The organism is Dictyobacter aurantiacus (genome assembly GCF_003967515.1).
GTDB lineage: Bacteria > Chloroflexota > Ktedonobacteria > Ktedonobacterales > Ktedonobacteraceae > Dictyobacter > Dictyobacter aurantiacus.
The window spans coordinates 1,735,142-1,746,779 of the sequence record NZ_BIFQ01000002.1; the positions used below are offsets into that span (position 1 = coordinate 1,735,142).

Annotated in this window: 7 protein-coding genes; 2 read left to right on the forward strand and 5 right to left on the reverse strand. The window is 42.9% G+C overall.

What is annotated here, in order from left to right:
- Window positions 1-2: 2 nt before the first annotated feature.
- The 4 genes from KTT_RS31790 to KTT_RS31805 are packed head-to-tail and all read right to left on the reverse strand — an operon-like array spanning window position 3 to window position 7,616.
- On the reverse strand, window positions 3-2,342 hold the full coding sequence (locus KTT_RS31790) for a PglZ domain-containing protein (RefSeq protein WP_126601679.1): 2,340 nt from the start codon (window positions 2,340-2,342) through the stop codon (window positions 3-5).
- Window positions 2,339-6,307 (reverse strand): hypothetical protein, encoded by a 3,969-nt coding sequence (locus tag KTT_RS31795; protein ID WP_126601680.1) that lies wholly within the window; start codon window positions 6,305-6,307, stop codon window positions 2,339-2,341. The genes KTT_RS31790 and KTT_RS31795 overlap by 4 nt, the downstream gene beginning before the upstream one ends.
- Window positions 6,295-6,780, reverse strand: coding sequence for a hypothetical protein (locus KTT_RS31800; protein WP_126601681.1), 486 nt, complete (start codon window positions 6,778-6,780; stop codon window positions 6,295-6,297). Before KTT_RS31800 ends, KTT_RS31795 begins: the two co-directional genes overlap by 13 nt.
- A gap of 5 nt (window positions 6,781-6,785) precedes the next feature.
- The gene (locus tag KTT_RS31805; protein ID WP_126601682.1) at window positions 6,786-7,616 is read right to left on the reverse strand and encodes a DUF4007 family protein; all 831 of its coding nucleotides are present in this window, start codon (window positions 7,614-7,616) and stop codon (window positions 6,786-6,788) included.
- 770 nt (window positions 7,617-8,386) lie between these two features.
- Here KTT_RS31805 and KTT_RS31810 point away from each other — a divergent pair.
- Together KTT_RS31810 and KTT_RS31815 are read left to right on the forward strand one after the other, a co-directional pair.
- A complete protein-coding gene (locus tag KTT_RS31810) occupies window positions 8,387-9,535 on the forward strand; it encodes a DEAD/DEAH box helicase (RefSeq protein WP_126601683.1) in 1,149 nt (382 codons plus the stop codon).
- An 83-nt stretch (window positions 9,536-9,618) separates the two neighbouring features.
- Entirely contained in the window at window positions 9,619-10,185 is a 567-nt protein-coding gene (locus KTT_RS31815) for a hypothetical protein (protein ID WP_126601684.1), read from the forward strand.
- A gap of 562 nt (window positions 10,186-10,747) precedes the next feature.
- Here KTT_RS31815 and KTT_RS31820 read toward each other — a convergent pair.
- Window positions 10,748-11,623: a hypothetical protein gene (locus KTT_RS31820; RefSeq protein WP_126601685.1), complete on the reverse strand. Its 876-nt coding sequence runs from the start codon at window positions 11,621-11,623 to the stop codon at window positions 10,748-10,750.
- Window positions 11,624-11,638: the final 15 nt, after the last annotated feature.

Below are 11,638 nucleotides of genomic sequence, written 5' to 3' on the forward strand. Positions count from 1 at the left end.
TATCATTCCTCAAACATATCATCTAACGTAGTAGCATATAAGCGTCGCAACTGTATGTTTACTGATCCTTCAGTGCTTGAATGTTGACCTCCCCCTTCATATGAGAGAAGCCATTTAATGGATTTGATTGATTGATTACTTGTCGTCTGTACATTGATAGAAACCGATATTGTGGAGTGAGGGCCTATACGCGTTGATTTTATGGGCACTGGTATGTTTTCTATGAAAAGCTGTACGATTTTGAGCGGGAAGTTGTTCGGATTTGTGATTGTCACTTCCATCTCGTTGGTTGTACCTGGCCGTAGGCTCCCTTCTATTTGTAGTGTTGGTGCGATCAGTTCCTCTAATGAAGGCCGTAACTCAAGGCTTGCTACCACTACTTCTTCGGGCGTTGCTCCTCCATGTGTCCATCCAGTAGGACGCCTCTCTACAGCACTATAACCTTTAGGGATTAAAAATTGTTCTGGTAAGTTGAACATGTCTTTTTGTAAAAAATACCAATTGGTTGAAATGCGACGTAAATCATCGTCATTTGGGACATTATCTGTTGCACAAACACGTGTGCGCCGAAACGGTTTTAGCTTGTCCCCGACCGAGATTTCTTCTGCGCCATTTTCTTCATCTAGCAAGTAAGCAAAATGGGGAATTCTCAGCACGCTAGCCTGCTCTGGCAACAGGGTGCTACCATGATCACTGCTAACAAATGCCCGTGGGTTTAACCCCTGTTCTATACAGTGTTCGAACCCTTCCTTAATGAGTCGTGCAATGAGCTGGAGATGTCCATTGATGCTTTCGTCGTCTGTGAAGCCCTGTAGCGTATGGCTGTGATGGTCAAGCGTATTGTAAAGCAAGGTATAGAGCCCCGGGGCCAATTCCGTCGCATATGCCAGCTCTAGCTCATGCGCTTGTGTAAATACCTGTATATTGGTGATCTCTTTGGTGAGACGATTTTTAATACTCTGTACTGTAGGTTGGTTCATCTTTGATGCATCAAGGTAGCCATTTACTAAGGCGTTTTTAGATATTGACGTGATTGTTGGAAGAGCTGAAATTGCTGGTTGGATGTGAACACTGTTTATTTCTCGTTCTGTACAAAAATCAAGTAATTTTTTACCTTGCCACCATGTTAATCCATCAATGATAAACCAGAAAACAATATCAACATTATGAGACTTCAAGGACTCTTTAATGTTGTCCAACTGATGTGGCGAAAATGGAGCTTGAGGATTTTGTGACAGTAGGGGATATTCCCTTATTAACCACTCTTCGAATTGACGGGCCAGTTGCATCTGTTTATCACGGCGATGCTTTGTCCGGAGTACCCACGCAAAATAAGGCATGTATTCATCTGTGACCCAGTCTAGCCATTGTTCGGCTGACCATCTCTCGATCGGATCATCAGGAACCGGTGGTGTGACAATTTTTTCTAGCTTTTCTACGACGTCTTCTGTGCGCGGGAGACGCGAGAAGCGTATTTTGATAGCCTCAATGAGTGCATTCGTGAGTTGTTCCGTATGTTTTCTGGCCGATCTGTCAATAGCCTCTAGTTCAGCATCAACCAGACCGGACATTGAACCTAAGATCTGCATTAAATCCAGATTTATATCTGCTCTCATTTGATTAGACCAAAAACTTTTGATTTGTGCATTATATTTCTTTAAGCACTCTATGCAGATACTTATATGCTGGCTGCAATCTTCTATTGAGGCTATACTCCTATTTTGATCACCTAGAGGGTTGGATGGATAGTTGCGTAAGGTCCAGCCGAGAAAAATATTTTCTGCCGCATCCTTCAGCGTATCATCAAGAAAAATGTGGTAACGGTGGTCTTGCTCAGCCCATTGTGCTATACGTTTTTTGACTAGTGGAAGGAGCATGGCTGGGATTGCTTTTCCTTTTAAAATGCTTGCCGCCACATTGGCCAGATGCTCTTTATCTGATGGTGAACCTCCCCATATGGGATTTACTTTCCTTCCTAATATCCATCCTATGGGATCTGTGACAGTTCCAGTGCGTACTGGCTTTAGTGTATTTAGCAAGTCTTTTTGTGCTATTTCGGTTAATTCCTCTGGAGGAGAAAAACCAAATTTTTGTTCAAAGTATGAATCTAGTCGTATTTCCCGCCAGACAATTAGCTGCGGGTTATAGGCGCGGAGATCTTCCAGCCAATGTATTAAGATTGGAAGCTGTATATATACCTCGCAATCATTATGTGTTTCGTCAAGTGCGCGGCGTAGCCGCTGCCGAAGTGGCACATAATCTTGTATTCTACTTGCAATGAAAGTATCTCCAGTCCGTTTTATCTGTTTGAGTTGATGGAAGTCGGAGTAAATGGTGATCATCGGGGGTCATACTCCTCAACTAGCTTCTCCCATAACAAGCGTTGGTTTGCTGGAGTAAGGTTTTCAACGATAGCTCGTATCGCCTGAAAAGCATCTTCTATGGAGCTACCATTATGTCCTTGCTGTATATTGTTTAGACCTTTCTCTATATTATTATTTGCGTTTTTTGGCGCCCAATAATTATTGAAAGTTGAGTTGGCCGGTGGTGGGTTGACCTGATTGTGCTTGATGGCTGAATCATTTGCTATTGGTTTAGGTGGCAAAGATGTGCGAGGTGGTAAATTATTAATAGTTGATGAATTTCCTCTAGCTATATCAGGTTGAGGAGACGGAGTAAGTTTGGGTAGATTTGTTACCTGCCCCTCATTGGTTGCAGGAACCCTACCTGTTGATTGTATTCTTTGGGTAGCGGCTTTATGCTCGATGGTTTGTATGGCTTGTTTAAGGCGATTTAAATAGAGCGTTCTTGTACTAAGTGCTTGCCATTGGCTAACAGGATTTAATCCCCAGTTGGCTGGCAGAGCATTAAGAAAAACTTGCTCAAAATTATGCGGGTCATCAAGTAGCTGAAGTAGCATGCGAGCGTCTGATCTGTATTCCATATCTGTTGTGTGTACTGTGCCTACTTTTTCTTTTCGCCATTGCCGGGCAGCTTTAAAAACCTCCTGCTCAATTTCTGTTGGTTCTGGTAAGCCCAAAGATTGGCTGAGGGACATCGTGATTGATTGCCGCAGTCTCTTTGAAGCCTGGATAAGTAGAGGATAAGCACTTCCAAATAATGATAATGCTTGATGAATGGTAGCACTGGTCCACTCTGTATAATTGGCAGATAATCCTAGTTTGGGAGGCAATGTTTCAAGCAGAGATGCTGCTCTTGATTTCTCATCTGGTTGTTGTGCTAGCTCTATTAGAGATAGAGCTATTTTGATAGTTTTTTCTGGTATGTCTGAGTATATACTACTTAGCTCACTTATCGAAGGAACTTGAGTGAGAATTGGAATGGCTTTTATTCCTCTATGTAGGCATGTCGCAACCTGATTGCGTAATGACTCTGTTTCTATATCTCTATAATTGGCGAATGCTACGCTTGAAGTTAAAATGTCTTTTAACCCCATAAGAAACTCTTTTTGTTGCGGAGGTAAGGGTTTATAGGTGATCAGGTAGTCTTTGGGATTATCTACCATTTTGATAATGGTTTCTCCCGTAACATCTATACGTTGGCCATAAGAATTTCGCATTCCATAATTATTGGTTGTTGTGTAGATTTCTATATAGCCCCGATTCAATCGTAAAAAGGCTGCGAGAAAAAGCTGTATGACTGGTTTGTACAAACCATAAGGAGGACTTTGTAAATGCTCTACAATCTCCGCCCAGTTTACTCCCTGCTTTTGTAGTTGGCTATCTAAATATTGCCAGACTATTTTACTGTGATCATTGACTGGCGCACACACATTATAGACATTGTAACCGCCTTTCTGGTCAATATATTCTATTAAGTCCAATTCTTGTGCGCCGTTAATCAAAATAGCATCTGTGATAGATTTTTTGCTGGTACTTGCTGGCCGATTAAATGGGGCACTTATTAATGCATCTAATGCTTCTTTCAATTTGGTGGTGTTGCGGGGAGCCTTTGAGAGATGTTGCTTTGTACTGTGTGTTGGTGTGTAAGGAAACACCTTTTCCATCACTCTTGTTGCTAGATCTCCAAGCTGTAGTCGTGTTTGTACTGTAGTTGCTCTCCCCTGTTGATACCATTCAATTTCTGTATACTGTTCAAATCGTTGAGACTCTTTGTTGAAAGCGGAATAATAGTCAGAGCCCACTAAGCCACTTTCTTTCAATAGTTCCTGGTAGCTTGGTTTATCATACTCAGGATCATGGGAAAGCTTCTCTACGGCTATTTTTCTCTTAAGGCGCTCAATGATACCAGTAGGTGAGCGTAGTATCGCGATAACTAATTGATCGTGTGTTTTTGTTAATCGGATAGCTTCTATGCAGGCTTGCCGACGCTCTAATTCTGTTGAGGCTATAACATACCATAGTAGACCATCTGTCTGTGGTAGGTCTTTGAGTAAGTTTGCGGGGTTTGTTAGATCCGCCGAACTGACGAATTTGGCTATGAGTTTGCGATCTGTGCCATGCCGCTTATTGTAGGTTGTGGCATCTATATCTGTTAATATATGTTGGTCATTTAATAGATTGAGTGACAGGAACGGCATAGCTTTTGCATATTGTTCAACTCTTCCTCGTAATTCACTGGGATTGGCTTGCCCCTGTTTCACTAATTGATAATATCCTGCTTGATTTGGGTAAGCGATGCCCGCCTGCTCTAGTTGTTGCAGCGCAGTATTGAGTTCAGTCATTTGCGTTCGAGAAAGGTTTAGAGCATGGCGCAGCAGTTCCCGATTAGTGCGTAAATTCGATGAAACACTAGAGGGATCACCAGTAATCATGTCGAGTAAGATAAGGGCTTTTAACAAACGCCCTTCTAGCCCTATACGTATTTGCTCGGGTGTAAGTTTTGAGCTGAACTGTTGATAGAGATAGTAAAGTTCGGTGTTTTTCTCTCTCAAGCTACCTTCAAAGTACGTAAATAGCTGATCTAAAGAAAGTAAGTTGAGCCGCCCATCATTAGATCTTAAATGTGCCGTGTCTATAAAAGATTTAAGCCCACGGTTTTCATCCCATAAAAAGCTAAACATTGTACGCTCGTTTTGAGCCAACCTATTATTGAGGAGAGGTAAACAGTAGGCTGTCAAGGGGTGAAGTGGGAAGCATCCCTGTACAATTGTCTCCTTCATCCATTCTCGATCACGTTTTTCCGAATGCTGCCCCCATAGGCCCATTGTTAAGGAAAGAAGCTCATCTTGCTGTTGAATATCTTTTTCAAAAAGCGATGCGGAAGGAACTTTTTTTACGATAGCTGCGCTAATAAGTTCCTCCATATACTGGGATCGTAAAGATACCTGACCCTGGATAAAACGTCCACCAGTCCTTTCTAGTGCAGTTTGTGATGAAACCGTATTTGCCTGGTTACCAGCACTAGAAAAGCCATGTAGGCTTACAACATAGAAGTGGATCTGGTTTTTGCCAGATCGAGCGGCTGTTTCAGCAAGGTTGTCTATCGCTTTGATATCTGGTGCAGCTACCGATGATTCCGCTAAATTTTGTAATAAATGCGTGAACTCATCGGCGATTATAAATATTCCACTATATTTTCCGCTTTCCACAAGCCTTTTAGAGACCGCATCAAAGGCATCGTCAGGCCTTTCAATCACAGCAGTTGGGTGAAACGGCATCCCTATGATTTTATTTGTGACCAATCTAAATGTTTCTAGAGCATTGTCAGCTTGAGGGCCCATAAGATCGCGTTTGAGTTGACCCAATGTCATGCCGTAATTTTCTTGTAACCATCTATCAACGCGATCAACATTTTCTGGAAGGTCTCTTTCCCATTGTGCTATAAGGTCTGTTGCTGCACGATAATATGTAGGGCTCATGATCTCTGATTGTCCACTTTGATCGAGAGCCTTTTGTAGCCCGTCTAAAACAAAACTGCTAAAAGTGGTTGCGGTATCGGCTTGTAGGAGAACAAGGAGAAATGGAGGTTTGTGCAATCGCGCATCATAAATAGCTTTAGCTTTACTACTATTAAGGTTACGCAATCGTTCGAAGAAAGGGGTTAATAGTGGATCATCTGATGAACGCGTTATATAGTTGGATATCATCAACATGAGATCTGATTTGCCAGTGCCATATGTGCCCATAAATAGTTTCGCACGGTTCTCAGAATTTAACTGTAAACTATTCCGTATCTCCATGAAAATATCAAGGATATCATGCGTAGGAATATAGCTTTCGACAAAGTGCCGGTTATACTCTTCGTTAAAGAAGTCTTTGGGGAGTTGCACAGATGGTTTGAATCCACCTTGAATCTGCACGACATTGCGCATCAGTTGTACCATGAGATCACTCCTTGTTGTATCTCATAAATATGATTTGGATCCATCTCTGAAAATATTCTGCTTAGCTGCTGAGTCGTGCGGACACGAGTTGTAATCACTATGCCAGTTGTTAAGTCTGGAGCACGCCCTACAAGTTTAAAAAATTCTTCCTGTATATCCCATGTCCATAAACTCAATAACGGTTCAATCTCATCAAGGACTATGAAGTCTTCGGTTGATTGATTGCACCAACGATATAAATCATCTAAGAAGTTTTGAGGACGATATATTTCTTCCTGCCCAACTAAGCTGTCTAAGAATCCGCGGCCAAGAGTGTAATTAATGTATTTCCATCCATTGTTTTTGCATAGAGACCTACAGAGAAAAGATTTTCCACATCGTGGTTCTCCAACTATCCAGAGAACACGATATCGTGCTTGTACGTTGCACACATTACGAATGCGAACAGTTAGTTCATTTTCAATATCCGTCATGCTTATCACTGTTCATAATACCGTTCAAGCAGGCTACTCGCCTGAAGCTGCCGGAGACGATTTACTGGTTCATGTTGTGTATCAGAGAAACTCAAATATCCTAGTCCAGTCAGGTCTGTAATAAAACGCCTCACCTGGCTGACATCAGCCAGGCAAATCCGGCCGATGCTCTCTTCTTCATTACAAAGCTGAGAGAAGCGGAGAGTATTTGTATAATCAAAGCGATGTTGCCACCAGTCGAATAACATATATCCAACAATAAGAGGGGATGGATAATTGGGTCGACTGACTAAATAGGTATTGTTCTGTTTCTCTAAAATATGCAGTTTTGCTAAGGCATCTGGTCGCACATATGTATACAGGGCCGATGCTGGATCTTTCGTGAGAGCAGAGCGGTTTTTCGCGTCTGTTTCCATCATATTTTCAAAATAAGCTTGAAATTTATCGCCTGTAAAGTTGGTCTGAAAAGGTAAATAATGATTAATTAAAACATACCAGGCATCGGATGCTTCGTCCCGTTTCACTGATAAATAATAATGCAAAATCCATTGAGTTCCCAAATTGGCAAGTGTAGGATCATAGCGAGCTACAAGTTGTCCAAATTGAGTCAGTTGGTAACTTTTCTTTGCCAGTGTATCGCCATTACCCACCATTTTTGCTAATCCTGTATGACGAAGCCAGGCTGAAAATCCAGCTGCGACTGGCTTATTTACGCTCATACCGTGAGCCAGGTCTTCTTGACTCGCCGTCGGGTTGTCCTGAATATAAATGAGAGCATCACTCAATCGGCGTAAGTCCAGGTTGAAGTTCTGAAAAAAACCCATAGTTTTTCCCATGGTTAACTCCTATACAATTCCATTTAGATGGTTGTTATAGAAATGCACATAGTATGGTAAAACAGAAACCCACTAAGTGCAAAATAATCTAGTCGTTTTTGAGGCACATGTAAAGAGGGAATACTCTTTACCCTATAGCTACTTTCTAGCAATTTTGAGTATTGATGAGTAATTAGGTGTATTTGAAGCTATTTTACCACTGAAATTACTTGCTAGGCAATACCTAACATTTGTATTTGAAAATTTATTACTTCTTATTTCAATATTTTATCTAGCCATATTGAAAGTGCAAAGCGTTGCGTACAGAGAAAGAAATAGGATATAAGTATATTAGCAAATACTAGTTAATCGATATCGCGTTACTATAGAATAATATAAAAACGCCTTGTTATTGATGATGTGGATTATTAAGGCTATATATTCTCATATTTTCATTGATTCTCATCCGTTTGACAGTATTTTTTTTCTAACGGGTTGCTTTGGTCATTTCAACTGTCCTCAGAGAAGTCAGTTTATAAGATTTGCATGTTAAAGTAAAAAGAGTTTAAGGTAACAGCACAGGTAGGTGCCAATCAATTTCTTACGCCGCGCGAGATAACTCGTGATTTAATCGCTGTGTTGGAATTGATGAGGCGGGATAATACCATTGCGTTCTCTGATATTATTCACAAACGTGATTTTGTTGCTTCCCGTGAGCAATCAAATCCAGATGCATTAACACCACAGAATGAGATCCTCGATGACGACTCTTACTTTTCCAGGGTTACCCTATGAGCACAGGTGATCCCTTTACGCGGTTAGCGCCGTTCATTCAAGTATATATTTATCAAAACGGTTGGGCAGATTTGCGTAGTATTCAAAAAGCTGCTATTCCCGCGATTATGGGCACAGACGATCATGTGTTGATTATGAGTGGCACTGCCAGCGGCAAAACTGAAGCAGCTATGCTTCAAGCCTTAACGTTGTTAGATCAATCGCCAGCGCAGTCTGTCGGAATCCTTTATATAGGACCGCTTAAGGCACTGATCAATGATCAGTTTGAGCGCATCGAACGTTTGTTGTATGGGCGATCAGCTCTTCCCATTCAGGGGTGGCATGGAGATATTGCATATCATCAAAAAAAGCGCTTTTTAAAACAGCCCCGCGGTATTTTGCAGATCACTCCAGAATCGATGGAAGCGATGTTTATGAAGCGTGCCGGTGAACTGGGCATAATCTTTGGGGATTTACGTTTCATGATTATTGATGAGATCCATGCCTTCATTGGTACTGAACGCGGTCAGCAGGTACTTTGTCATCTTCAACGCCTGGAACGTGCTATTCGCCGCCCCGTTCGGCGTATTGGGTTGTCAGCAACTATTGGAGATGTTGACGTGGCGTTGCGATGGCTTCAAAGCAGCTCTCAATTTCAGACCCACGCACGCCTCGTGACGGAGTCGAAGCAAGGACGACGAATTGAATTGCGTGTCAATCACATTGTACTGGCTTCAGAGGAAAAGGCCTTCTATGCGGATATAGCTCCGGAAGACATTGGTTTGTATCCTCGCCGCACGGCTTCTCCGCCGATAATCCCCGGTTCACAGCAAGAGACCCCAGAAGGATCGGTGTCGACTGAATCTCCTGATGAGCGTCGGGAGTTACAGCAAGATATCCAGGATTATTATGATGATCTTTTTGCTATTACGATGCGTTACCAGAAAACATTAGTTTTTACGAATCGCCGAAATAAGGCTGAACGTATTGCAGCCGAGTTTCGCCATCGCCTGAGCCAACAACGGCCTGGCATGGACTGGTATTTTGTTCATCATAGCAGTCTTGCCGCTAGCTCGAGGGAAGTTGCTGAGATGCGCATGCGTGAACAGGCTCAGCAGTCAAGCGTCATTGCGACATCTTCCCTGGAATTGGGTATCTTGCTGTGACGATTCAAGTTAACGCGCCGCATTCTGTATCCAGTTTTGTGCAAAGATTGGGGCGTTCCGGTCGTCGCGGAGCACCATCTCGCATGTGCCTTTATACGTTTGAGTATCTGGACAATAAAGCAGGCGCCCCCTCCGAATGGGAACAAATACCCTGGGAATTTCTACAAACACTTGCTATCATTCAGCTTTATCTAGAGGAACGATGGATCGAGCCTCCTGATATTCCTACGATGCCATTGAGCTTGCTCTATCAGCAGACAATGAGTGTTCTGCAGGCAAGAACAGAATTGACACCAGCCCAATTAGCCCAGTCTATCCTGACCCTGGCACCTTTCCAATCGGTGACATTAGATGAATATCGCCTTTTTCTTCAACACCTGATATCGCTTGATCATATTGCGCGCATGGATGAGGGAACGCTCATCGTGGGTATGAAAGGCGCACAACTCACCAATCATTATCATTTCTATGCTATTTTTGCCAACGAGCAGGAGTTCCGTGTGCTGGCAGGTGCGCAGGAAGTTGGAACGATTCAAAGCGTGCCAGAGGTGGAGGGTATCATCGGCCTGGCCGGATATGCCTGGCGAGTTATCTCGGTCGATGACCGTAAGAGAATTGTGCATGTAGAACGAGCAAAAGGGGTCGTTTAGCACAACTGGAAGACCCGTGGAGACATCCAATTTCATAAACAGGTGATGCTACGCATGCGCAGGATTTTACAGGAGGAGATAGTATATCCATATCTATCCTCTCTTGCGAGGCAACGCTTATCTTTAATTCGCGATTTTGCCAGGCGATCAGATTGGCTTTCTAGTTGCGTTGTCTCTTTGGAACCTGGACGTTTCCTCTTGTTTCCCTGGACTGGGTGGCGTATCTATAAAATAAAACGCTTTTTTTCATCCTGATGCATATGGGCTGGTGTAGTTACAGCTCTGATTGCGACTATTATTTGGAAATATCTCACAAAGGCAATATCGCCGATGTGCTGGCCGAGTTATATGCATTGAGTCCTCGGGTACCTGATCTCGTGAATGCCATGATATCGAATCTAAAAGACATGCTTCTATGGCGTGGAAAATACGATTACCTGGCTCCTCGCGTTTTATTGGAGAAAGCGTACGTAAATGATGTTCTTGATATTCCAGGAACAATGCAATGGTTAGCAGCCTGTGTTTAGTCCTGAGATAGCCTTAGTGTGTGGATGACCTCGGTTTAAAAGACAGATACAATTGTTGGTAGATGTTTCGTGAGGGCATAAAACCCACCAAGCAGGTCATTTTCTATTTCTAGAAGTTGAAATAATGGTGTTTTGTATTCGAGTGGAGCATATGAAAAAAGGGGCTGTAGATGGCCCCAACTTTTCTGGGAATGCGTTGGAATCCGTTGCAGATTTGTTGTCTTGCCTATTTCAAAGACATCATGGTTTTCTAAGGTGAGAATGCGATAGACGCCCAGTGTTGGCTGGAGTGTTTTTGTGATCTGTGCATGTAATGGAAGAAACGCGCTCCAGCCCAAGCCACTCATCCATTCTTTTTCATCAAAGGGATTTCCAATGAGCTTGAGCGGAGGATAACTGGGACCGCTAGCGGGATTATCTGGTGCATCATCGGGGAGACGTTCGCCTTGATATCCATCGCTTCTATTTTTTGATTTCGTATACCGTGCAGGAAAATGACCATGATTGCACAGCACTGATTCGCCTCGCTCTAATCGATAGCGCCAGAGCAGATAACACTTTAATCCTCGCAGTGTTCTTGTGGGGTCCTGGATACTCCCTCTATCATGAAGAACTGTTGCCGAACATTCATAGTGTAGCTGGTCCGAATCGTTCCACGCCCATAACGCCGGGGCAGCTGTATGTGGGTCGTTAAATGGCATTGTTTTTTTCTGGCTATTTGTGCGTAATGATCCTATACGCTCGCGCAGATTTCGACCAGTTTCTCCAATATAGAAAAGTTCATCTCTCCTAGCTGCGCGGACACGATAGAGGCCTGGAGTTGTAGGGAGTGTTTTCCATGCCTCGTTGTCTGTGAATGAAATCCATGGGCCCCATTCCAGGTTGGCCCATGTTAAGCTCATATAATTCATGGTATCTATTTCTTC